This is a genomic window from Rhodococcus sp. 66b, from assembly GCF_002076325.1.
GTDB lineage: Bacteria > Actinomycetota > Actinomycetes > Mycobacteriales > Mycobacteriaceae > Rhodococcus_F > Rhodococcus_F erythropolis.
This window is the reverse complement of the sequence record NZ_MUZB01000020.1, coordinates 77643-101059: the sequence shown is the minus strand read 5'-3', so window position 1 is coordinate 101059 and position 23417 is coordinate 77643. Positions and strand designations below refer to the sequence as shown.

Genomic DNA, 23417 nt, shown 5'->3' with positions numbered 1-23417 from the left:
AGCCTGACTACGGCGCCCGACGCTCGTTCCCGGAGGTCAGCAGTGCAATGTCCCCGTAAAGAGCCGCCCGGTGAGCGAACATCAGTTCTTCCACACCGTCGAATTGATCCCCGACGTAGTGCGTGTTGGCAGCCGAAAGTTCACGTGAACCAGAGCGCGCGAGTAGGTCGTCGATCCGGCTGTCGAGGCTCGCTGCATGCGCAACCGCGCGCTGCGAACTCAACTGATCCTCGGCCCGTGCGACCAGGTCACCGATCCGCGCGAGCGCCGCGACGCGCTCGACCAGCTGGTCCCAGACCGTGCCGAGTGCTTCCCTTCGCGAAGCGATTCCGGCTCGGGTTCCCTCGTCGCGTGCCAGCGCAGCCGCGTCGTCCAGCTCTGCGAGTATCGAACGCAGCGCGACGGTATCGACCGCGATCTGCGTGATCTCGTCTGCCAAGTCCAGTTGATTACGTTGAATGACGAAGTGATCGGAATGCCACGCGCTGGAACTCTCGATCCGGTCGAAAAGATTCCCGGCGAGGTAAAGCAGTGCGTCGTACTCACCGGCGCGTCCTTCGGGTTCGGAATCGACCAGTCCGTCGAGGACTTCCGCGATGCGTCTTCCGGCATCGGCGATGACACCGGTTCCCTGGACCTTCCCGAACTGGGCGGCGAGTTTGTCGAGTGCTGCGTTTCCACTGCTGGCCACGACACCGAGACCCACCGGCAGCTTGGCTGGAACCGGCGTACAGGTGAGACCGGCAAAGAGAGCCTCGCGCTGCTCGACGTCGAGATGGAGACCGTCGCGGCGGTCCTTGCGGATGGCACGGACACTGCTCGCGAAGTGACGATTGGAATGCACGATCGCCGATCGCATCGACTGAACGCGCTTGTCCAGCGTCTGCACCCGCCGTTCGAGGACAACCTGAACGGGACCGATGCGTGTCGCGAGCAGTCGACGCCTGGTGCGGGCCAGCTCGTCGGTGAGATACCTCAACTCCGAAAAGCCGCCGATCTCCGGGAACGAACGTCCGACACCGCGCCGGTTCGCCAGGATCGACCGCGTCGACTCGTCCGCATAGCCGCCGGCGATCAGCAGTGCGACATCGTCGGACAACTCCGGCCGGTTCGACTCGACGGTCCCCGCCGCACACCACTCCCTGACTCGGGTGGAGATGAGCGTTCGCCGTTCGGTCACCGACGCCACGACAAAGACGTCGCCATTTCCGTCTGCCATCTCACGGCCATCCGTCATCTCACGCCTCCTGCTGGGTGCCGGTTACCACTGTTCCAGAATCTGCCGACACGCGCCCGACCCCTGCTCCCGAAGCCGACGCACCTCTGCCATACCGTAGGCGGGTGACCTCCCTGCGATCAGACGCGCAAGCAGGTCACTCGCGCGCACCGCGGACTCCTCCAGCGGTTCAACCACTACTTCCCGATCTCGCGATCGAACAACTCCAGTCGTTGTTGCAGGTACGTTCCTGGACTCTCGCGGAATGGTTCGCGATGGCCGACCAACGCGGATTCCTCGCGCCCGCGGCCAGTGTTCCGCTCTTCATGGAAGCCGCGCTGAAGTATCCCGAGCACCGCGAGGCGCTCCTTCGCCTCGCCGGTCGACGCGGGCAGTACCTGGCGGAGCAGAATCCCGATTGGGCCCAATTGCGGCGGATCGGGTCACGCCGGGACGAACTGTGGCTATCGCCCGATCCGAACGACCGTACGGCCTGGTTCGATTACATACGTACGGTCGACCCGGAACTGGCGAGCGAGGAGCTCGAGATCGCCTGGGACGACGAGCCCACCGCAAACCGCCTGCACTTCCTCGATCACCTCGAGGTCGGACTGGGTGAACACGATCACACCCTCCTCGAGCGTGCACTCGACGATCCAGCCGTGCGGGTTCGTGAGCGTGCAATTCAACTACTACGGCAACTCCCCCGATCTCCTTTTGCCTCTCGCATGGTCACTCGGGCTAAGTCGTGGGTCCGGCTCGAGACGAAGCCGTTGCGACCGCGCCTTGCCGTCCGGTTGCCAGGCTCGCTCGACGACCTCGCATTTCGTGACGGCATCGAAGACGTCCACTACAAGAACAAAGGCATCCGGCGCTGGTGGTTACGGCAAGTCGTGACCGCCACTCCACTGACGCTGTGGGAATCGATGGCCGGTTCGCCACGCGAGGCCCTCACCATCCCCATCGAGAAGCAATGGCGCACCGTGATGATCGAATCATGGACTGCCGCAACAGTTCTTCAGAAGAACACAGCGTGGGCGTCGGCATTTCTGGAGCGGGACGGGCGCACGACCGACCGGAGAATCGTCGCCATCGCGGACCCACGCGAGCGCGTCGAATACATCGTTGCCGGCCACGCGGACGAATACCTTCTGGGCGTCGACGGCAGCGCACTACTCGACGGCATCGACCGTCCATGGCCCCTGGCCGTCGCCGAAAAGTTGTTGAACGCCTTGGAGAACGAAGCGATGGAGCATGCTGCGACGGGTGAGGACTTGGGCATTCACTCGCGACACAGTCACTTTTCCACTCTGCGAAGCGTGCAGGCGCGCTTCCCTTTCGACGCCGTACCGCTTCTGCAGGACGCGGCGGCACGAACGAGTGACCCCGGGTGGCAACAAGCATTCACCGACAGCGCCGTCAACATCGAGCAGCGTCAACTCCGCTTGGACGTTCTACGTAATCACCACTGAACGACGAAGGGGCCGCATCCCTCGAACGGAATGCGGCCCCTCTGTCGATCGTGAAAGATCAGACCACGCTGACCATCTCGTGATCAGCCACACCGGCGGCCAACACCCGAAGGTGATCTTCGGTGCTGCCGAGGGTGTGCTCGATGGCGACGAGTCGGCTCACGTAGTGACCCACCGGGTACTCCGCGGTCATACCGATGCCACCGTGCATCTGGATCGCTTCCTGGCCGATGAGCCGAGCCGAACGCCCGATCTGTAACTTCACCCGCGAAGCGATCACCGGATCGACGACGCCGTCGGCAAGGGACATCGTTGCGTAGAGACTCATGCTGCGCGCTAACTCGAGCGAGACGTACAGGTCGGCGGCGCGGTGCGTCAGCGTCTGGAACTTCGCGAGCGGAACTCCGAATTGCTTACGCGTCTTGAGGTATTCGGTGGTCAGGCGTAGCGCCTCTTCCATCGCTCCGACAGCCTCGGCACACAGCGCGGCCTGCTCACGGATCTGTGCGGCTTGGATCAGAGCAGAAGCGTCACCGCCCTCACCGAGTGCTTCGGCCGGAGTATCGGTGAACTCGATCTGCGCCCCACGCAACCCGTCGTGAGTGGCATAGGACTTGCGTACCAGGCCGGAGGCATCGCTCTTGACGAGGAACAGTCCGACGCCACCGCCGGGGAGCGCAGCGCTCACGACCAGGATGTCCGCAGTCGCACCGTGGCCAACGGGATTCTTGATACCGGTGATGGTCCAGCCGCCGTTGACCTGCGCCGCCGCGGTGGCCCGTTCTGTTGCCGGCCAACGGATTCCGGGTTCCTGATCGGCGAACGCGAGGAACGTGGTGCCCTCGGCCACTCCGGGAAGAATCGACGAGCGCTGCTCTGCGCTGCCGCCTTCGGAGATAAGCCCGCCCGGCGTCACGACCGCGTCGAGTAACGGTTCGGGGGCCAAGCGTCGACCGATCTCGGTCATGACCGCACCGATTTCCACCGGGCCCGCGTCCATGCCGCCGTCGTCCTCGGAGAACGTCAGGCCGAGCAAGCCGACCTCGGCCAACTGCTTCCAGACCTGCGGACTCCACCCTGGATCGGAGTCGATGATCGCGTTGCGCTTTTCGGCGTCGTAGCTACGCGAGAGGAGGTCCTTGGTGGTGTCGCGGAGAAGCTTCTGTTCGTCGTTCAGTTCGAAGTCCATGCCACGCCTCACAATCCGAGGATCGAGGAGGCGATGATGCTGCGCTGCACTTCGCTCGATCCGCTGTAGATGGATACCTTGCGGTAGTTCAGGTACGTCGGGGCAGTGTGCTGTGCCCAGCTCGCGGAGGCGATGTCGCTGCCCGCGTCGTACGGCAGTGAATCAGGGCCGGCCACGTCCATCAGCAATTCGACGCTCGCCTGCTGCAATTCGGAGCCACGAAGCTTGAGCAGTGACGACGCCGGGTTCGGCTGGCCGTCAGCGGAACTGGCGACCACCCGGAGCTGAGTGAGCTCGAGGGCAAGCAATTCGCTTTCGAGTTCGGCGAGGCGAGCAGCGAAGAGCGGATCTTCGAGCAGGGTCCCGTTACCGACCTTGACCTCGGCAGCGCGGGCCTTGGCCTGGGCCAGACGAACCTTCGAGAAACCGACGCGGGTGACACCGGTGCGCTCGTTGCCGAGCAGGAACTTGGCGTAGCCCCAGCCCTGGTTCTCTTCACCGACCAGGTTCTCTCCCGGAACGCGGACGTCCTCGAAGAACACTTCGTTGACCTCGTAGCCGCCGTCGATCAGCTTGATCGGGCGGACCGTGACTCCAGGCGTCTTCAGGTCTACGAGGATGAACGAGATACCTGCCTGGCGCTTCGGCGCATCGGGATTGGTACGCACGAGGCAGAAGATCCAGTCGGCGTACTGTCCCAGCGTCGTCCAGGTCTTCTGACCGTTGATGACCCAGTCGTCGCCGTCGCGGACCGCGCGGGTCTTGAGCGAAGCGAGGTCGGAGCCGGCCTCGGGTTCGGAGAATCCCTGGCACCACCAGATGTCGAGGTTCGCGGTCGCGGGAAGGAACTTCTCCTTCTGCTCCTGCGAGCCGAAGGCTGCGATGACCGGACCGACCATGTTGGCGTTGAACGCCAACGGTTCGGGGACCGACGCTAGCTGAAGTTCGTCGAGCCAGATGTTGTGCTGGACCGGGGTCCAGTCCTTGCCGCCCCACTCGACCGGCCAGTGCGGTACCGCCAGACCGTGAGCGTTGAGGATCTGCTGCGCCTCGACCATACGGTCGCGCCCCAATTCCTCGCCGTGGGCGTACGCCTCCCTGATGTCCGCGGGGATTTGCGTACGGAAGAACGTCCGCATCTCGTCGCGGAACGCTAGTTCCTCGTCGGTCAATGCCAGGTTCATCGGGATTCCTTCGCACTCGAAACCGGATTCATGTTCGGTTCGACCGTACCCCGACGACACTGGAGGCGGAACAGGTACCGCGAAAGACGGCACTCGGAACCGAGCTACTACACGGTTTTGAGGACCAACAGGTAACCCCCACCCGCGGCGTCGATGCTCGTTTCCACGTTCAGCGACGGAGCCAAACGTGACAACCGGTCGATCAGCCAGTCCGACGCTTCCTGGGCGTCGTCCTTGCCGGGGCAGCGAGCGACGGCGACGCGGCCACCCTTGCGCTCGAGTTGCTCCACGACCCCGATGATCGGAGCGGGATCCACGACGAACAGCCGATCCGGCCATTCCACAACAGGTTTGACCGCACCCTTCTTGGTGTTGCATGCGCGGTGCGCCAAGCGTTCGACGCCACCTTTGGTCTTGCCACCCTTTTTCGCGGTGTTGATGCTGTCGATGCTCGGGCCGCGCGGATCATTGACGGACATGTCGGGATCGACCGGTTCGTCACACAGCCAGCAGCGCCAGGATTCACGTTCGCCGACTTCTTGAAGGGTGCTCATGTGGCAACGGTACCGTGCGCACTTTCGGCTGCTTCCGCTACCAAAAGTGCGCACGGGGCCGAAGGCCCTACATGTCTGCAATCGCCTCCAGTGGCTTCGTCTTGGCCGCTCGGTTGGCCGGCCACAGCGCCGCCAAGACACCGACCACACCCGAGCCGATCAGCATTCCGATCACCTGACCCCACGGGATCGTGATCTTGTCGAGGCCCTGATCCGCGAGAGTGCTCACGAAGGCCCAACCGAACGCGATGCCGAGAACAACTCCGACCGCCGCGCCGTACACCGCGATGAGCACCGACTCGAGGTAGATCGTGCGTCGCATCTGTCCGCGCTGCATGCCGACGGCTCGCAGCATTCCGATTTCTCGTCGCCGCTCGACCACCGACAGTGCCAAGGTGTTGATGATGCCCAGGATTGCGATCACGACCGCGAGTGCAAGCAGTCCGTAGAGGATCGCCAACAAGGTGTTGATCTGCTGGCCCTGAGTTCCCTTGAACTCCTCACGATCCTGCACCTGGACGACGACGTACTTCTCCGTGGCCGTTTCGAGCTCGGATCGCAGCGTAGTCAGATCCGCACCAGGCTTCGCCTTCACCAGCACCACGAAGTCCGGGAGACTCTCGGCGGGCATCAGCTTCCGGTACGCCTCGTCGGAGACGATCCACGAGCCGATCAGCTGGTTGTCCTCGAACACTCCCGCGACAACGGTCTGGTACTCGACGCCGCCCGGGCCGGTCAACGTCTGGGTCGAGCCGACAGTCCAGCCCTTGTCATCCGCAGTCGACTTCGAGACGAGCATGTTGTTGCCGGTCAGATCGACCGTGCCCTCGAGGATCTTGTACTCGAGCACGCCTTCGATCGGTCCGTCGAACGAAGCGCCTTGCTCGTCCTCGCCGTCGACCTTCGCGCGCACCCCGTGCAAGGACGTCGCGCTCTGTACGTCGGGTACCTGCCGGACCGCGTCGGCCGCACCTCGCGGCACACCGATCGCGTTGGGACCGGTCAGGATGTAGTCGGCCGAGACACCCACGTCCACAAGAGCATTGATGCTCGCCTTGGCCGAAGAACCGAACACTCCGATGACCGTCACCAGCATCAGACCGAGAGTCAGCGCGAATGCCGTTGCGGCCGTGCGGCGAGGATTACGCACCGCATTGGTACGAGCCAATCGCCCGATGGCGCCGAACGGCTTGGCGAACACGGCACCGAGCGCGCCGACGATCGGCCGCGACAGCGCCGGAGCCCCGAGAAGAACCGCGATAATCAACGAGAATGCACCGAGCCCGACGATCAGCGCCGCGCCGCCGCCGGTACCGCGAGAGCCGAACACGAGCAGTGCCACACCGATCACGCCGAGAATCGCACCGATCAACGTCCGCACTCGCAGTGAGTCACCGGTGGAGGCGAACTCCTCACGCATGGCCGCTACCGGCGGGATCTTCGACGCACGACGAGCCGGGGCGTAAGCGCTGAGCGTCGTGACGACGACGCCGACCACCAACGCGACGATGATCGTGCGGGCACCCACCTGGAGCGGGCCTTCCGGCAGACCGACGTCGAATGTGTTGAGCAGACTGCGCAATCCGTAGGCGAGACCGATACCGCCGAGCAGACCGATGATGCTGCCGATGAGTCCGACCACGAGCGCCTCGGTGACCACCGAACGGCCGACCTGCGCTCGGCTCGCACCGATCGCACGCAACAGCGCCAGCTCACGAAGACGCTGCGCCACGATCATCGAGAAGGTGTTGTAGATGATGAACGTTCCGACGAGCAGAGCAATCGCGCCGAACGCCAACAGGAAGTAGTTGATGAAGCTCAGCGCCGAGTCGACCTCGGCCTTGGTCTCCTCACGAACCTGGTCGCCGGTCTGCACCTTGAGATCGGGGAAAACCTGCTCGACGCGTTGCTGCAGTTCCGTCTGCGACACCCCGTCGCCCGCGACGTCGATGTACTCGACGTGTTGGCCGTCGGTGAAGAGTCCACGGGCTTGCTCGTCGGTGAAGAGCGCGCCGATGAACCCGCCGGTGTCACTGCCCGCCCCCTCGTAGATGCCGGACAACGTCACGTCCACGATTCCGCGGGCCGGTGCCAGAACCTTGGCGGAGTCCCCCACCTTCAGTCCGGCTCGCTCGGCGGCGCTGGTGTTCAGCGCGACCTGACCGGTCTGCGTCGGAGGCGCGCCCTCGACGAAGGTGTCGGGTTCGGCAATCGCCTGGCCCGGCGGTAGGTAGGACTGCCCGATACTCGGCGCGCCGCCGGTCTGAACAGCGCCGCCGTCTGCGTTGATCAGGACGATCTGTCCACTGACGGCCGGGGCTACCGCTCGGACGCCGTCGACTGCGGCAAGTTTGTCGACATCCTCGACCGGAACGCCACTGGTGTTGCGCTCTTCCATCGATACCCGGACGTCGACGCCCTGGGCGGTGTTCTCGAAGATCGAATCGAAAGTCTTCTGGAGGGTGTCCGTGAAAACGAACGACCCCGCGACAAAGGCCGTGCCAAGCACCACGGACAGAACCGTCAGCGCAAGTCGCACCTTGTGTGCCGCCAAGTTGCGCAGGGAAACCTTGCGTATCGGCGAGTTGCTTACCGAAGCCATGTGCTCAAGCCCCGGCTTCCACGTTCACGACCGCCTGCGGAGCGTCCAGACGCTTCATCCGGTCGAGGACCGAATCCGCCGTAGGCTCGCGCAATTCGTCGACGATCTTGCCGTCCGCGAGGAATACCACCCGATCGGCATACGCTGCTGCCCGCGGATCGTGTGTCACGATCACCACTGTCTGGTTGAACTCGTCGACAGCCGCCCGCAGGATCGAGAGCACCTCCCCGGACGACTTCGAATCGAGGTTTCCGGTCGGCTCGTCGCCGAAGATGATCTCCGGCTGACCCGCCAGCGCACGCGCGCACGCCACACGCTGCTGCTGACCACCCGAGAGCTCTCCTGGCCGGTGATCGAGCCGATCTCCGAGACCCAGCTTGGTCAGGACGCTGTTCAGCCAGGTCGGATCCGCTTTGCGTCCCGCGATGTCGAGCGGCAGCGTGATGTTCTCGAGCGCAGTCAGCGTCGGCACCAGGTTGAAAGCCTGGAAAACGAAACCGATGCGATCGCGTCGCAGTTGGGTCATCTGTTTGTCGGAAAGCGTCGTGAGTTCCGTGTCGCCGATGAGAACAGAACCCGAACTGGCGGAATCCAGACCGGCGAGGCAATGCATCAGCGTCGACTTGCCGGAGCCGGACGGGCCCATGATCGCCGTGAACTCACCGCGGGCGAAATCTGCGGACACCGAACTGAGTGCGTGCACCTGGGTATCTCCGGTGCCGTAGGTCTTGGACAGGCCGACTGCGCGGGCCGCGACATCCTGGGCGTGCGAACTCATGATCGCCTTTCCTGTTCACTTCGGTACTACTTGTGGGCGTGACGGGCGCCCGTGAAAACACGGACGCCCGCAATGGTTGGTTCCATCCTGTCGGGTGTCGGGCGCGCTCGCCATCGGGGACCACCCTGATATCTGCAGCCGAGCCGGTCAGGGTCGCGGGAATGTGCTCTCTCTGCTTGTGCGCATTGACGAGAAACAGCGATACGAAGACCGGGCGCACATTAACCTTGTGACACCAATCACACGAGAGAGGCGGCCGAATGTCCGACGCCACCGCTGGAATCATTTTCGATCGGCTAGAGCACTGGGCGACGGTCAAGCCTGATCAAGCAGCGATGACCTTCCAAGGGACCGAATACACGTGGGCCCAGTGGCGAGACCGCATCTTGCGTATCGCCGCCGCCCTCGCTGAATCCGGCATCGGCGCCGGCGACACTGTCGCGTTCGTCGACAAGAATCATCTGTCCTGCCTCGAAGTCACCTACGCCGCCTCACTGCTCGGCGCCGCGAATGTCATTCCCAACTGGCGACTTTCGGGCGAAGAGCTGGATTACGTCCTCGCGGACTGTGGCGCTCGCATTCTGTTTGTCGGCAGCGAACTACTCCCCCAGATCGTCGCCATGCGCGACCGCTTGACGGCCGTCGAATCGATCTTCGCCGTCGGCGGGGAACACGACGAGTTCGAACCGTGGATCGACGAGGTCGCACCGCTGCACTCCCGCCCCGAGGTGAGCCCCGATGCCACCGCTCTGGTTCTCTACAGTTCCGGGACGACCGGTCGCCCCAAAGGCGTACAGCTCACGCATCGAAACCTGTTCGCGCACAGCAACAATGTGCTCGAAATCCTGCCGGCCCACGAGGATCACCGATTCTTGATCGCGATGCCGATGTTCCACGTCGGCGGAACGTGCTACGCCATCATGGCAATTCACACGGGAGGGCGCTGTTACTTCACGAGAGAAGCCGACGGACCGTCGATCTTCGCCGGTCTCGCCGCCGGAGCCAACATCGCCTTTCTCGTCCCACCGGTCATTGCCGGAGTCCTGGCCGCAGGCGAGCAGGCCGTCGCCGCCTTCAAGGCATTCAAACGCATTACCTACGGCGCCGCCCCCATGCCCCTTCCGTTGTTGCGAGCAGCACTCGCGGCTTGGCCAGACACCGAATTCGTCCAGGTCTACGGCATGACCGAAATGGCAGGTGTCATTACCGCGTTGATGCCGGACGTTCACCGCGACGAGTCGCAGGTCGAGCGCATGGCATCAGCAGGCACGGCGATCCCCGGCGTCGAGATGCGTGTGGTGGACCCCGTCACGCTCGAGGACGTGCCCACCGGAACAACCGGCGAACTGTGGTGGCGATCCGAACAGTGCACCCCCGGATACCTGGGCAAGCCCGAGGCGACGGCCGAAACGATTACCGCAGATGGGTGGCTGCGTAGCGGCGACATGGGCCGCGCCGACTCCGACGGCTTCGTCTTCATCGAGGACCGCCTCAAGGACATGATCATCACCGGCGGCGAGAACGTCTACTCCCCCGAGATCGAACGAGTACTGGTGGAGCATCCGGCAATCGCCGAGGTCGCGGTCATCGGCGTTCCCGACGACCGTTGGGGTGAAACCGTCAAGGCAGTCGTGGTTCTCACTGCCGAAGCGCAGATCGACGAAGCCGAACTGATCACCTACACACAGGAACGCCTCGCAAAGTTCAAGTGCCCGACCAGTATCGACGTCGTCGAGATCCTTCCCCGCAATCCCACCGGAAAGATCCTCAAGCGCGACCTCCGCAAACCGTACTGGGACAACCGCGAACACAAACTGGTCTGAGTTCGCGTGCTGTAATGGGGCGGTGACTTCGCGCCGCCCCACCACACCCAGTCCGACCGATCCGTGCCCGTGCGGCAGCGGCAACGCGTTGGCCGAATGCTGCGGAAAGTACATCAGCGGTGAAGCGCACGCACCGACTGCCGAAACCCTGATGCGTTCGCGTTACACGGCCTTCGCTGTGATGGACGACGAATATCTCACGCAGACTTGGCATCCCGACCATCGCCCCACCGAACTCGATCTCGACCCCGACCAGACATGGCTCCGGTTGGAGATCCTGGACACCGAACGGGGCGGGCTGTTCGATTCCGACGGCGTCGTGGAATTTCGCGCTCACTACACATTCGGGCGCGAACGGGGAATGCTCCACGAACGCAGTCGATTTGCGCGAACCGAAGGCAAGTGGCTCTACGTCGACGGCGATATCGGTTAGGTAACTGCGGGCACCGCCGCCGCGGATCCCGATAACGCGAGCCCTACGATCGAGTCATGACAACGAACCGGACGAGATCATTTGCCGCTGTCGCTGCCATCGCAGTGGGCGTGAGCCTGACTGCCTGTTCGCAGGACGCGGAGACCACTCCCACGGCAGCCACCTCGGCCGTCACCTCGACCTCGAGTGCAGCAGCGTCGACCACAGAACCAGTCCCGACGGACAGCTCCGACAAGACGTCGGCTGCGGGCACCGAATCCAAGCTCACCGTCGTCGACATCCGAGTGGGCGAGCACGACGGATTCGATCGCGTCGTCTACGAAATGGGCGGAACCGGCACACCCGGATGGCGCGTCAAGTACGTCGACGCGGCGACACAGGAAGGCAGCGGTAAGCCCGTGGACATCAAGGGTGCCGCAGTGATCCAGGTCCTGATCGACGGTTCCGCCTACCCCTTCGACAGCGGAGTCGAGCAGTACTCCGGCCCCAACCCGGTCCCCGGCGTCGGCGGAGTCGTGACCGAGGTCAACGGGTCCAACGTCTTCGAGGGAGTCACCCAGTCGTTCATCGGCGTGACCGAGAAGCAGCCGTTCACGGTCACGACGCTCAGCGACCCTCCGCGAGTGGTGGTCGACGTGGCCCGCTGAGGCCGCACTTGACCTGAAGTTTGGTTGAGGTTCTACCTTCGTGTCGTACCGGCCACGTAATCTTCGTGGCCGGCGACCGGAGGGGCGAAGTCATGAGTATGGAAGTCACCGCGTGGAACGCGATGTACAACGCGATGCACGCGCAAGAAGATCGGCGCCCGTTCTCGAAGGCGACACTGAAGCGGATCGCGACGTTCGCAGTTCCACAGAAACGCAACCTCAGCTGGTACCTCGTACTGAGTGTCGTCACTGCTGCGCTTGCCGTGGCAACACCCGTCCTGGCCGGGCGCGTGGTCAACGCGATAGTCGGCGGCGACGCCGTCGACGTGGTCGTCAAACTTGCCGCCCTGATCGCACTGGTTGCACTTCTCGAAGCCGCTCTGGGCCTGTTGACCCGGTGGCTCTCGGCCAGCATCGGCGAAGACCTGATCCTGCATCTGCGCACCACCGTCTTCGATCACGTCCAGAAGATGCCCATCGCGTTCTTCACCAGAACTCGAACCGGAGCACTGGTCAGCCGTCTCAACAACGACGTCATCGGCGCTCAGCGCGCCTTCAGCGACACCTTGTCCGGAGTGGTCAGCAACCTGGTCACCCTGGTGATCACGCTGATCGTCATGCTCGGGATCTCCTGGCAGATCACCGTCCTCGCGCTGCTACTTCTCCCGATCTTCGTCATCCCCGCACGGCGCATGGGCGCAAAACTTGCAGCACTCAATCGTGAAGCAGCCAACCATAATTCGCTCATGAGCACCCAGATGACGGAGCGGTTCTCCGCTCCCGGCGCGACTCTGGTCAAGCTGTTCGGCCGCCCGTCGCAAGAGTCGGCGGAGTTCGCGGTTCGCGCCAGGCGTGTGCGCAACATCGGAGTCCGGACCGCAATGCTGCAGTCCGTCTTCGTCACAGCGCTGACCCTGGTCTCGGCACTTGCTCTTGCCCTCGTCTACGGACTCGGCGGCTTCTACGCGCTGCGCGGACAATTGGACGCAGGCGCCGTCGTGGCGATGGCACTGTTGTTGACGCGGCTGTACTCACCGTTGACCGCACTGGCCAGCGCCCGGGTCGATGTCATGAGCGCCCTGGTCAGCTTCGAGCGGGTATTCGAGATTCTCGATCTGGCGCCGCTCATCACCGAGAAGCCCGATGCACGCACGGTGCCGCAGGGCCCGGTGTCCGTCGAGTTCAAGAACGTCACTTTTGCTTACCCGTCTGCCGACAAGGTGTCACTAGCTTCTCTGGAGGAAGTCGCGATCCTCGACACCCGCGGCGGCGAGGACGTGTTGCACGACCTGTCTTTCCGCACGGAAGCAGGGCAGATGGTCGCCCTGGTCGGCACGTCCGGCGCCGGAAAGTCGACCGTGGCGCAGATGATTCCGCGCCTCTACGACATCGACTCCGGTTCGGTCGAGTTGGGCGGCGTCGACGTCCGCGACCTCAGTGCCGATTCCATCCGCGAGACCGTCGGCATGGTCACGCAGGACGGGCACCTGTTCCACGAGAGCCTTCGATCCAACCTGCTCCTTGCGCGACCGGATGCCACCGAAGAAGATCTGCGCGAGGTTCTGGAGCGAGCACGGCTCACCGACCTGGTTGCGTCGCTGCCCGACGGACTGGAGACCGTGGTGGGTGAACGCGGTTACCGCCTCTCGGGCGGCGAGCGTCAACGCCTGACCATCGCACGACTGCTCCTGGCCCAGCCTCGCGTCGTCATCCTGGACGAGGCCACCGCGCATCTCGACTCGACGTCGGAAGCCGCGGTTCAGGAAGCACTCGGCGAAGCACTCGCCGGGCGGACTGCGGTGGTGATCGCTCACCGGTTGTCGACGATCCGTTCCGCCGACCTGATCCTTGTCGTCGAAGCAGGCCAGATCGTCGAGCGCGGCAACCATGAGGAACTGCTCGCGCGCGGTGGCCGCTACGCCGAGTTGTACCGTACGCAGTTCGACACCAACGCCCGGAAGAACGGCGCCCTCGCACCGACGCCGATCTGATACCGCGCGGCGCCTTGCCCTCCACACAGAAAACAGGCGCTGTCCTCCTCGCGGAGGGCAGCGCCTGTTTCAGTCTTTATGTCAGTCGTTGAAGCTGTAGGTCAGTCGTTGTAGCGATCGCGTCCGCCACCGCGGCGGTCGTCACGTCCACCGCGATCGTCCCGGCCACCACGGTCGCCACGGCCACTCGGACGTCCCTGCGGCGGGCCGAAATCAGGCTGCAACTGGATCAGGACGCCGGAGATGCGTGTGCGACGCAAAGCTTCGAGAGTCTCGTTGGAGAGGTCGGCCGGCAGCTCGACGATGCTGTGATCCGGGCGAATGCTGATGTGCCCGAAGTCGCTTCGACGAAGTCCACCCTCGTTGGCGATGGCACCGACGATGGCACCCGGAACGACGCGGTGACGCTTGCCGACTGCAATGCGGTATGCAGCCAACTCCTGGCCCTCGGGTCCACGCGAGCGAGGAGCCGGGCCGTCGTCGAAACGACGAGGGGGACGCGGTTCACGCGGCTCGCGCTCACGACGCGGCGGTGCCGGCGGCTCGGGAGAAAGCAAGAATGCTTCGCCGTCGCGCGACTGCAATGCCAGAGCGGCAGCGATGTCGATGAGCGGAACATCGTGTTCCTGGTCGTAGTCCTCGATCATCTTGCGGAACATCGCGAGATTCTCCGAGGCCAGGCTCTCGGTGATGGAGTCACCGAACTTGGCCACGCGCTGGGCGTTGACGTCGTCGACACTGGGAAGCTGCATCTCCGCAAGCGGCTGACGCGTCGCCTTCTCGATGGACTTGAGCAGATGACGCTCACGCGGAGCGACGAACAGCAACGCGTCACCCTGACGACCGGCGCGGCCGGTACGACCGATGCGGTGAACGTACGACTCCGTGTCATGCGGGATGTCGTAGTTGACGACGTGGGAGATTCGATCGACGTCGAGGCCTCGAGCGGCAACGTCGGTCGCGACAAGGATGTCGAGGGCGCCGTTCTTGAGCTGACCGATGGTCCGCTCACGCTGTGCCTGGACGATGTCGCCGTTGATCGCGGCGGCCGAGTGCCCGCGGGCCCGCAGCTTCTCCGCCAGGTCTTCGGTGGCCTGCTTGGTACGGACGAAGATGATCATCGCCTCGAATGCCTCGACCTCGAGGACTCGGGTCAGTGCATCGAGCTTGCGCTGATGAGCAACCTGAATGTAGCGCTGCGTGATGTTCGAGGCGGTCGACGTCTTGGACTTGACGGTGATCTCGACCGGATTGTTCAGGTACTGCTTCGAGATCCGGCGAATCGAGCCGGGCATCGTTGCGGAGAACAGGGCGACCTGCTTGTCGCCGGGGGTGTCGCGGAGGATGCGCTCGACGTCCTCCTGGAACCCCATCTTGAGCATCTCGTCGGCCTCGTCGAGAACGAGGTACTTGAGATTGGTCAGATCCAGGGTGCCCTTTTCGAGATGGTCGATGACACGACCCGGGGTACCGACGACGACGTGTGCGCCGCGGCGCAGGCCCGACAGCTGGACGCCGTAGCTCTGGCCACCGTAGATCGGCAGCACGTTGAGTCCGGGGATGTGCGCGGAGTACTTGCCGAATGCCTCGGCAACCTGAAGCGCCAGCTCACGCGTGGGAGCAAGCACCAGCGCCTGGGTCTGCTTGATCGACGTGTCGATCCGCGACAGGACTGGAACTGCGAAAGCTGCGGTCTTGCCGGTACCGGTCTGTGCGAGACCGACGACGTCCTTGCCTTCGAGCAGCGGCGGAATGGTGGCAGCCTGAATGGGCGAGGGCGACTCGTAGCCCACGTCTGACAGTGCCTTCAGTACCCGATCATCGATGTCGAGGTCGGCAAATGTTGGGGGTTCGGGGTCACGCTCAATATCACTCATTTGACCAGCAGTTTAGCGGATAGAGTATAGACACGACGACATACCGGGGGTGCATTTACGACAGATCCACCCTCCCAGCGGGTTTCGCCTAGCGTATGGAGCATGACCGAAGCCACCGTTGCCACCCCCGCCCAGACCGTTGTCGCGATTGCCCAATTCGCCCCGGGGACGGACAAGAAAGCCAACCTCGAATCACTGCGATCACTGGCTTCCGATGCAGCAGCACGGGGCGCGAAAGTTGTCGTGGCGCCGGAATACTCGATGTTCACCGCACCGAAGACGGATGAACGACTGATCGAGTCCGCGGAGGACCTGGACGGCGAATTCGGTTCGGCATTGGCGGCGGTCGCCGCGGAGTTCGGAATCTTCCTCGTAGCGGGAATGAACGAGCGGATCGACGACGTGAGCAGAATCTCCAACACCCTCGTCGCGATGGACCCGAACGGCGAACTGGTGGCGACCTACCGGAAGCTGCATCTCTACGACGCATTCGGTTACCAGGAGTCGGCCGTGATCCGTGCCGGCGACATCACGGAACCGCAGACATTCGGGTGCGACGGCCTGACCTTCGGCCTCCAGACCTGCTACGACCTGCGCTTCCCGGAAGTCACCCGGCGCATAGTCGACGTCGGCGCGGACATCCTGCTCCTGCCCGCCCAGTGGGTGCCCGGGCCGCTCAAGGAAGACCACTGGACCACTCTCGTACGCGCCCGGGCCATCGAGAACACGATGTACATCGCAGCGGCTGACCAGAGCGCGCGCGGCGGCGCGGGTGCCAGCATGATCGTCGATCCGATGGGCGTCGTGATGTGTTCACTGGGCGAGCAGGTCGGGGTTGCCGCCGCGACTGTTTCGGCCGCTCGCATCGCCGAAGTACGCGAGAAGAATCCCGCTCTCGCGCTGCGGAGGTTCACAGTCTCGTCGCGGTGACCTGCAGCGGGTAGCGTCGAACAGGTCGGGGTTCGAGCTTCTCGAGGACAACGCAGTGACCCAGTATCGGGATCGATCTTCCGCCGGCAAATTTCTGGCCGGGCGGCTCGAGTCTTTGCGTCTCGACAAGCCTGTCGTTCTCGGACTCCCACGCGGCGGAGTACCGGTCGCAGCCGAGGTGGCTGCGGCACTGAACGCTCCGCTGGACATCGTGGTGGTGCGCAAGCTCGGCAGTCCGTACAACCCGGAACTGGCGATGGGCGCCATCGGTGAGGGTGGCGTGCGGGTCCTCAATCACGACGTCATCGCAGCGGTTCGCGTCTCGAAAAGTGAACTCGTCGCCGTCGAACGCGACGAACGAACCGAATTGGAACGGCGAGCGCGGCTCCTGCGCGAGGGACGGACCCCGGTTTCCCTCCACGGACGCACCGCAGTGATCGTCGACGACGGAATGGCCACGGGTGCGAGTGCCGCCGTTGCCTGCCGCTGCGCGCGCACCGCGGGTGCTGCCTCCGTCATCGTCGCTGTCCCAGTTGCCTCCCCTGAAGCAATGAGAGTGATCGCGTGCTCAGCCGATCGGGTCGTCTGCCCCTTCGTTCCTGCCCTGCTGGGCGGCGTCGGTGCTGCATTCGAGGACTTTCATCAACTCAGCGACGACGAAGTGCTGACCTTCCTCGCCTGAGAGGACACCCCTCCAGCCTGAGCGCAGTCCAAGAGATCTCTGAGAATTTGTGATGTGTGCAACATTTCGCTCCTCGGTGCCGATAGCCCAAATGGAACAAAAAGAATTCGGCTTTCTGGAGGAACCGTGACCATCTCGACCGATACCGTCGACGCCGTCGCAGCTGCGTGCCGTGACCGCCTGGGCGACCCTTCCGCCTGGGTTGCGTCAGACGCTTATCGACAGAGCCTCGCCCTGTGCATCATCGAATCCGTTCAGTCCACGTCGGGTCACAGCGAAGTGACCGTCGTAGATCGCTACCTGGCCTACCGGAAAGCCCGCGAAGACAAACCCGTCACGGACGGCGCACGCGAACTACTCCGCACCTTCGAGGAAGCCGGGAGTTCGGACCAGTGGGCAGGCAAGATCGGCTCGTACAAGCGTCGCTACACGGCGACGGGTGTCCCGATCGAGGCACGTCACATCCAACAGGTCGCCGAGAAACTCCATCACTTGCGGATCAACAGCGTCGAGGACCTGCTCTCTGCTGCAGATTCCGACAACGCTCTCGATGCGGTTCACCTTGCCTGGGTGGACGCCTGCGGAGACGGTTCCGAAGTGACCTGGGCACACCTGTTGATGTTGGCCGGAATTCCACACACCGATCTGGGTACCGCTGCCGACACGTTCATCAGCGCAACACTCGGCACCACCGAGTTGCCAGGAGACACCTCGGAGATCCTTGCAGCTACTGCAGAGCAACTCGGAGTGGATCCGGACCGATTGGACTACGCAATTCGCCGGTGGTTGTCCGTGCACGGCCGCATGCTCCAACACGTCGCCTGAGTACCTGTAAACAGGCGGTCACACTAAACTGCAGGTCAGCGCCCGACCAGTTCTACCGAATAGTAACGACAGTGCAAAATGACGACTAATGTGATGCAATGCACATCAGAAATGTCAGTAGTCACTGGAGGGGTCAATAGTGCGCGAGTTCTCAGTTCCACAGTCGTTCTCAATTCCGGAGAACGTATCCATGGCCGACTCCGTGTTCCGTCACGCCGAAGAAGACCCCACATTCGTGCCGTTCAAGAGGCCGTCGAACGGTGGATGGGTCGACGTCACTGCAGCTGAATTCGCGAAGCAGGTCTCCGCAGTTGCCAAGGGCCTGATCGCTTCGGGCGTCGAGCTCGGCGACCGCGTCGCTATCCTGTCAGCAACTCGCTACGAGTGGGTCGTTCTCGACTACGCCATCTGGACTGCCGGCGGATGCACCGTCGCGATCTACGAGACCTCCTCCCCTGATCAGGCGCAGTGGATCCTCGAGGATTCCGCGACAACACTTCTGGTCGTCGAAACGGCCAAGCACGCGGAGACTCACAAGGAAGTCACCGACGGTGCAGAAGCCCTCCGCGAGGTTCTGGTCATCGAGTCAGGTGCTATCGACGAGCTGTCCAGTCGCGGTTCGGCAATCACCGACGAAGAACTGCACACTCGTCGTCACCAGGTCACCGCTGCCTCGCCCGCGACCCTGATCTACACCTCCGGAACCACCGGACGCCCCAAGGGCGTCCAGCTGACGCACTCCAACTTCTACGCCGAGTCCAACGCCTGCCGCCTGGCGATGCCGGAGTCGATGGTCCCCGGCAAGAAGACGCTGATGTTCCTGCCGCTCGCCCACGTATTCGCGCGAGCGATCTCCTTCGGCGCTTTCGACGCCAAGGTCACCGTCGCCCACACGTCGGATCTGACGACGCTCCTCGAGCAGTTCGCCGGTTTCAAGCCGAACTTCATCCTCTCGGTACCGCGCGTGTTCGAGAAGGTGTACAACTCGGCTCGCCAGAAGGCAGTCGACGGCGGTAAGGGCAGCATCTTCGACAAGGCTGCCGCCACTGCCATCGAATACAGCGAGTCCCTCGAAAAGGGTGGACCCGGGCTGGCACTCAAGCTCAAGCATGCGGTATTCGACAAGCTCGTCTACTCGAAGTTGCGCGCAGCTCTGGGCGGCGAGTGCGAGCGTGCAGTCTCCGGTGGCGCAGCCCTCGGCGCGCGTCTCGGCCACTACTTCCGCGGCGTCGGCATCCCGATCTACGAGGGCTACGGACTCACCGAGACCAGCGCCGCAATCACCGTCAACACCTCGAGCGCGCAGCGCGTCGGCACCGTCGGCAAGCCGATCAACGGCCATGCAGCACGGATCGCCGAGGACGGCGAACTCCTCCTGCAGGGCCCGGTCGTGTTCGCCGGCTACTGGCACAACGACAAGGCGACGGCCGAATCGATCGTCGACGGCTGGTTCCACACCGGCGACCTCGGATCGATCGACAACGAGGGCTACGTCTCCATCACCGGGCGCAAGAAGGAAATCATCGTCACGGCCGGAGGCAAGAACGTCGCACCGGCAGGCCTCGAGGATTCCCTGCGTGCGCACGCTCTGATCAGCCAGTGCCTCGTCGTCGGCGACGGTCAGCCGTTCATCGGTGCACTGATCACCCTCGATCCGGAGACTCTGCCCGGTTGGGTCGAGCGCAACGGCCTGCCCGCCGGCACCGCTATCGCAGATCTGGTGAAGAACGCCGACCTGATCGCCGAGATCGACTCGGCCGTTGCCGACGCGAACAAGAAGGTCTCCAACCCCGAGCAGATCAAGAAGTACACGATCCTCGAGGTCGACTTCACCCAGGAGACCGGTGAATTGACGCCGACGCTCAAGCTCAAGCGCAACATCATTCACGAAGCTCACAAGACCAAGATCAGCGATCTGTACGCCTGATCGATCGTCTTTCACGAGTCTGGCCCGGTTCGAATGCGAACCGGGCCAGACTCGTTTCACTCTCCGGCGGAGAGTAGTTCCTTTTCGATCTCGGATGGAAGGCCGTGCACCGCACGATCCTCCCGCTGGGTCGGCAGAGTTTCCCGTTGCATCCATTCCCAGGTATCGCGCACGGTGTCTTCGACGGGACGGCACCGCAACCCTGCCCGCGCCGCCTTGGCAGTGTCGGCTTCGAGGAAACCCGCGAACTCGCCCTCTTGCGGGACCCAACACGGCAGTTGTGTCCACGGTTGCGCTCCCGCTGCTGCAAGTCGGTCCTCGTCGATCCACACCAACTCCGCACCCGAACCGGTGGCGTCCACGCACGCCTCGAGGAGCCCGGAGGTAGTGGTGTGCCCGGACGCACTGATGACGTCGTACGTCCCGCTGATTTCGGCCGCCAGTCCGGACAGGACAAACAATGCGATGTCGCGGGCATCGACGTACTGCAACGGTCTGGTCGGCGCTCCGGGAGCAACGACGCGTCCGCCCTCAGCGATGCGCTGCAACCACCACGGCAACCGCCCGATGTCCTCGTGCGGGCCGAGGATCAACCCTGCCCTCGCGAGCAGCGCGTCCGGGAAGGATTCCAGGACAGCGAGTTCGGCTCCGCGTTTGGCGGACGCGTAATCGCTGTAGTCATCGGACGTCGCAGATGCGGCAACCACCGGCGAGCCCTCGTCCACGTGCAAGCCCCATTGGTAGACGGATCCACTGGAGATGTATGCGTACCGGTCGACGTGACCGTGCAAGACGCGTGCATTCTCACCGACAACTCGGGGGCTACCGGACCAGGTGTCGACGACAAAATCCCATCGACGATCACCGAGCGCCTCAACCATCGCTCGCTGATCGGTGCGATCCGCGAACAGAACCTCCGCGGCAGGTGGTGGCGCTCCGGTGAGCCCCCGATGGAGCACTGTCACTTCCCAGCCCCGTGCCAGGGCGTCGTCGACGAGGGCACGGCCGAGGAACCGTGTTCCTCCGAGCATCAGCAGCTTCATGACGGCCATCGTCACTCGAAAAGCGTCGTGCAGCTACAAGTTCGTCTGGTAGCGCAATTTCCGACGAGTGAGGGTCGGAAGAAGCGCTCAGATACCCCGTCCGGGATTGAGAATGCTCTTCGGATCGAATGCGGCCTTCACCGCAAGCATCAACTGGCGTTCGGTCTGGCCGACCATGTCTGCCATGTACGGCGCTTTGAGAACCCCGATACCGTGTTCACCGCTGATCGTTCCGCCCAATGCCAGTGCGCCGGCAACGATATCGTCGAAAGCTCCGCGCGCACGATCCTGCGCTCCCGTTTCGGCAGCGTCGAACACGATGGTCGGGTGGAGATTGCCGTCGGCGGCGTGGCCGAAGGTTCCGATCGTGACACCGTGGCGATCGGCCGCTTCACGAATGCATTCCAACATGGACGGCAACGCCGGCACCGGCACCGCGACGTCGTCGAGAAGTACCGTGCCCAACGCCTCGAGAGCTGGCAACGCCATCCGGCGGGCGGCAGTGAACTCTTCACCTTCCACGGGATCGTAGGTGTGGAAAACCTCTCGAGCCCCGGCACTTTCGCACGCCGCGGCGCAGTCCGCTGCCTCGGCGGCCGCCGACCTACCGTCGCACTGGATGAGCAGCATCGCCCCGGCCGATTCGTCCAGCCCCATCTTCGTCAGCCGATTGACCGCGCCGATGGTGACGTCGTCCATCAACTCCATCTGACACGGTTCGGCCACTGCCGACACGGCGAGGACGGCATCGATCGCGGACTCCGCGGAATCGAAGAAGGCGACGACGGTGGTCGCCGCAGTGGGCGCCGTACGCAACCGCATCGTGGCTTCGACGATGACCGCGAGAGTTCCTTCCGACCCCACGAGCAGATGTGTCAGGTCCAGCCCCGCAACATTTTTGCGCGTCCGTGCACCGGTACGGATCACACGCCCGTCGGCGAGTACCGCCGTCAGGGCCGCGACGTGATCACCGGTGACGCCGTACTTGGCGCAACAGATGCCGCCTGCATTTGTCGCCAGATTGCCGCCGATACTCGAGATGGCCCGGCTTCCCGGATCCGGTACGTACCAAAGACCCTGCTGTGCAGCAGCTTCCGCCAGGTCACCGTTGATCACTCCGGGCTCCACCGTGGCGGTGCGCGCGGCAGGATCGATCTCGAGAATGCGATCCATGCCCGCGACGCTCAAGACGATGCACCCGTCGAGCGCATTGGCAGCGCCGGCCAACCCGGTACCTGCCCCTCGTGTCACCACCGGAACGGAGAGTTCGTGCGCCACTGTCATAACCGCGACGACGTCGTCGACCGCCTTCGCCTTGACCAGCGCGGCGGGCCTTCCGGCTGCAGTGAGCAGTGATTGATCCCGGACGTAGGCGCCCATCCGGTCGGGATCGGTTGTCGCCCTGTCCCCCACCGCTTTCTGCAAGCGTTCACCCAACAGATCGATACTCGTGGTCATTCCGTTCGTCCTTCGTAGAATCCGCGCACATGGCGCTCGACCAAATCGGCGGCCTCGTCAGCTGCGCCGCGCTCGATCGCGTCGGCGATACCCTCGTGCTCTGCCAGCAGTGCGCCGAGCGTGGCCGCCGAGTTCTCGCGCGAGTCGAGTTCGCTCAGCAGGTAGCCGGCGATGCTGTCGCGGAGAACCGTCATGACCAACCCGAACGCCTTGTTGCCGCCCGCTCCGGCGAGCGCAACGTGAAAGTCGACGTCGGCGTCGTGGAATGCGACCGAGTCGTCGGCAAGTGTTGCGATGCGCATTCGCTCGATCGCAGCCCGGGCGTCGTCTGGCACGACGGCGACGGTTCGCAGCGCAGCAGCTTCGAGCAGCACTCGCAATTCGACAAGATCGCCGAGCGGAACCGCGCCCACTTGCAGTGCCGTACTGAGAGCGGTGGCCGCAGAATCGGCGGTGTGCTCGTGCGTCACCCGAGGCCTGGCAGTAGAGGTGGTGTCCGCGCCGGTCAACAATCCCTGTGCCTGCAGGACACGAAGTGCCTCGCGCACCGTCGACCGACCCACCGAGAACGTCTGCGCGAGTTCCTGTTCGGTCGGCAACGCCTCGCCGACGGGAAGCGAGCCGTCGAGTATGGCAGCACGGATTCTTCCCGACACGGCAAGGCTGAGCGGCATGCGCGACAACGGAGTCGTATCCATCCCGCGACGCTACCACCCCTTGCCTGCTTGTCTGACAAACTGTTTAATTGAGGAGATTCGTGACCCGGACCACAACAGACAAGGTGTC

Annotated in this window: 19 protein-coding genes; 9 read left to right on the top strand and 10 right to left on the bottom strand. The window is 63.7% G+C overall.

Annotation, left to right across the window (positions count from 1 at the left end; translation table 11 throughout):
* Nucleotides 1-7 precede the first annotated feature (7 nt).
* Nucleotides 8-1237 (bottom strand): hypothetical protein, encoded by a 1230-nt coding sequence (locus B0E55_RS28360; protein ID WP_047888028.1) that lies wholly within the window; start codon nt 1235-1237, stop codon nt 8-10.
* Nucleotides 1238-1341: 104 nt separating this feature from the next.
* Here B0E55_RS28360 and B0E55_RS28355 point away from each other — a divergent pair, with 104 nt between their 5' ends.
* A complete protein-coding gene (locus B0E55_RS28355) occupies nt 1342-2688 on the top strand; it encodes a DUF5691 domain-containing protein (protein ID WP_080910921.1) in 1347 nt (448 codons plus the stop codon).
* 58 nt (nt 2689-2746) lie between these two features.
* Here the strand turns inward: B0E55_RS28355 and B0E55_RS28350 are convergent, their stop codons facing one another.
* The 5 genes from B0E55_RS28350 to B0E55_RS28330 all read right to left on the bottom strand — a co-directional run bounded on the left by B0E55_RS28350 (nt 2747) and on the right by B0E55_RS28330 (nt 8995).
* The gene (locus tag B0E55_RS28350) at nt 2747-3877 is read right to left on the bottom strand and encodes an acyl-CoA dehydrogenase family protein (protein ID WP_080910920.1); all 1131 of its coding nucleotides are present in this window, start codon (nt 3875-3877) and stop codon (nt 2747-2749) included.
* An 8-nt stretch (nt 3878-3885) separates the two neighbouring features.
* Entirely contained in the window at nt 3886-5061 is a 1176-nt protein-coding gene (locus B0E55_RS28345; RefSeq protein ID WP_065351181.1) for an acyl-CoA dehydrogenase family protein, read from the bottom strand.
* A 107-nt stretch (nt 5062-5168) separates the two neighbouring features.
* Nucleotides 5169-5615, bottom strand: a complete 447-nt coding sequence (locus B0E55_RS28340; RefSeq protein WP_020970172.1) for a hypothetical protein — start codon at nt 5613-5615, stop codon at nt 5169-5171.
* Nucleotides 5616-5682: 67 nt separating this feature from the next.
* Entirely contained in the window at nt 5683-8217 is a 2535-nt protein-coding gene (locus B0E55_RS28335; RefSeq protein ID WP_080910919.1) for an ABC transporter permease, read from the bottom strand.
* A gap of 4 nt (nt 8218-8221) precedes the next feature.
* Entirely contained in the window at nt 8222-8995 is a 774-nt protein-coding gene (locus tag B0E55_RS28330; protein ID WP_003945134.1) for an ABC transporter ATP-binding protein, read from the bottom strand.
* Nucleotides 8996-9255: 260 nt separating this feature from the next.
* Here B0E55_RS28330 and B0E55_RS28325 point away from each other — a divergent pair, with 260 nt between their 5' ends.
* From B0E55_RS28325 to B0E55_RS28310, 4 genes are all read left to right on the top strand, one after another.
* Entirely contained in the window at nt 9256-10818 is a 1563-nt protein-coding gene (locus B0E55_RS28325) for a long-chain-fatty-acid--CoA ligase (protein WP_019749300.1), read from the top strand.
* 22 nt (nt 10819-10840) lie between these two features.
* Nucleotides 10841-11251: a YchJ family protein gene (locus B0E55_RS28320; RefSeq protein ID WP_019749301.1), complete on the top strand. Its 411-nt coding sequence runs from the start codon at nt 10841-10843 to the stop codon at nt 11249-11251.
* 56 nt (nt 11252-11307) lie between these two features.
* Entirely contained in the window at nt 11308-11898 is a 591-nt protein-coding gene (locus B0E55_RS28315) for an AMIN-like domain-containing (lipo)protein (protein ID WP_019749302.1), read from the top strand.
* Between the two features lie 92 nt (nt 11899-11990).
* Complete coding sequence (locus B0E55_RS28310; protein ID WP_019749303.1) at nt 11991-13889, top strand: ABC transporter ATP-binding protein; 1899 nt, start codon at nt 11991-11993, stop codon at nt 13887-13889.
* 101 nt (nt 13890-13990) lie between these two features.
* Here the strand turns inward: B0E55_RS28310 and B0E55_RS28305 are convergent, their stop codons facing one another.
* Complete coding sequence (locus tag B0E55_RS28305) at nt 13991-15766, bottom strand: DEAD/DEAH box helicase (protein WP_003945121.1); 1776 nt, start codon at nt 15764-15766, stop codon at nt 13991-13993.
* 102 nt (nt 15767-15868) lie between these two features.
* Here B0E55_RS28305 and B0E55_RS28300 point away from each other — a divergent pair, with 102 nt between their 5' ends.
* From B0E55_RS28300 to B0E55_RS28285, 4 genes are all read left to right on the top strand, one after another.
* Nucleotides 15869-16696: a carbon-nitrogen hydrolase family protein gene (locus B0E55_RS28300; RefSeq protein WP_020908425.1), complete on the top strand. Its 828-nt coding sequence runs from the start codon at nt 15869-15871 to the stop codon at nt 16694-16696.
* Between the two features lie 55 nt (nt 16697-16751).
* A complete protein-coding gene (locus tag B0E55_RS28295) occupies nt 16752-17378 on the top strand; it encodes a phosphoribosyltransferase (protein ID WP_024487772.1) in 627 nt (208 codons plus the stop codon).
* 126 nt (nt 17379-17504) lie between these two features.
* Nucleotides 17505-18203 carry a hypothetical protein gene (locus tag B0E55_RS28290; RefSeq protein WP_019749306.1) on the top strand — a complete coding sequence of 233 codons (699 nt, stop codon included), beginning with the start codon at nt 17505-17507 and terminating at the stop codon, nt 18201-18203.
* 139 nt (nt 18204-18342) lie between these two features.
* Complete coding sequence (locus tag B0E55_RS28285; RefSeq protein ID WP_019749307.1) at nt 18343-20130, top strand: AMP-dependent synthetase/ligase; 1788 nt, start codon at nt 18343-18345, stop codon at nt 20128-20130.
* A gap of 56 nt (nt 20131-20186) precedes the next feature.
* On the opposite strand, the gene B0E55_RS28280 is transcribed toward B0E55_RS28285, so the two are convergent.
* The 3 genes from B0E55_RS28280 to B0E55_RS28270 form a co-directional block, all read right to left on the bottom strand.
* On the bottom strand, nt 20187-21182 hold the full coding sequence (locus B0E55_RS28280; RefSeq protein ID WP_080910928.1) for an NAD-dependent epimerase/dehydratase family protein: 996 nt from the start codon (nt 21180-21182) through the stop codon (nt 20187-20189).
* Nucleotides 21183-21260: 78 nt separating this feature from the next.
* Nucleotides 21261-22631, bottom strand: a complete 1371-nt coding sequence (locus B0E55_RS28275; protein ID WP_080910918.1) for an FAD-binding oxidoreductase — start codon at nt 22629-22631, stop codon at nt 21261-21263.
* On the bottom strand, nt 22628-23329 hold the full coding sequence (locus B0E55_RS28270; protein ID WP_021344968.1) for a FadR/GntR family transcriptional regulator: 702 nt from the start codon (nt 23327-23329) through the stop codon (nt 22628-22630). Before B0E55_RS28270 ends, B0E55_RS28275 begins: the two co-directional genes overlap by 4 nt.
* Nucleotides 23330-23417: the final 88 nt, after the last annotated feature.

Excerpts from the sequence above, each read along its gene's own strand:
- B0E55_RS28360 (WP_047888028.1), bottom strand. The coding sequence starts at position 1,237 with ATGACGGATGGCCGTGAGATGGCAGACGGAAATGGCGACGTCTTTGTC.
- B0E55_RS28350 (WP_080910920.1), bottom strand. The coding sequence starts at position 3,877 with ATGGACTTCGAACTGAACGACGAACAGAAGCTTCTCCGCGACACCACC.
- B0E55_RS28345 (WP_065351181.1), bottom strand. The coding sequence starts at position 5,061 with ATGAACCTGGCATTGACCGACGAGGAACTAGCGTTCCGCGACGAGATG.
- B0E55_RS28340 (WP_020970172.1), bottom strand. The coding sequence starts at position 5,615 with ATGAGCACCCTTCAAGAAGTCGGCGAACGTGAATCCTGGCGCTGCTGG.
- B0E55_RS28335 (WP_080910919.1), bottom strand. The coding sequence starts at position 8,217 with ATGGCTTCGGTAAGCAACTCGCCGATACGCAAGGTTTCCCTGCGCAAC.
- B0E55_RS28330 (WP_003945134.1), bottom strand. The coding sequence starts at position 8,995 with ATGAGTTCGCACGCCCAGGATGTCGCGGCCCGCGCAGTCGGCCTGTCC.
- B0E55_RS28325 (WP_019749300.1), top strand. The coding sequence starts at position 9,256 with ATGTCCGACGCCACCGCTGGAATCATTTTCGATCGGCTAGAGCACTGG.
- B0E55_RS28315 (WP_019749302.1), top strand. The coding sequence starts at position 11,308 with ATGACAACGAACCGGACGAGATCATTTGCCGCTGTCGCTGCCATCGCA.
- B0E55_RS28310 (WP_019749303.1), top strand. The coding sequence starts at position 11,991 with ATGAGTATGGAAGTCACCGCGTGGAACGCGATGTACAACGCGATGCAC.
- B0E55_RS28305 (WP_003945121.1), bottom strand. The coding sequence starts at position 15,766 with ATGAGTGATATTGAGCGTGACCCCGAACCCCCAACATTTGCCGACCTC.
- B0E55_RS28300 (WP_020908425.1), top strand. The coding sequence starts at position 15,869 with ATGACCGAAGCCACCGTTGCCACCCCCGCCCAGACCGTTGTCGCGATT.
- B0E55_RS28280 (WP_080910928.1), bottom strand. The coding sequence starts at position 21,182 with ATGGCCGTCATGAAGCTGCTGATGCTCGGAGGAACACGGTTCCTCGGC.
- B0E55_RS28275 (WP_080910918.1), bottom strand. The coding sequence starts at position 22,631 with ATGACCACGAGTATCGATCTGTTGGGTGAACGCTTGCAGAAAGCGGTG.
- B0E55_RS28270 (WP_021344968.1), bottom strand. The coding sequence starts at position 23,329 with ATGGATACGACTCCGTTGTCGCGCATGCCGCTCAGCCTTGCCGTGTCG.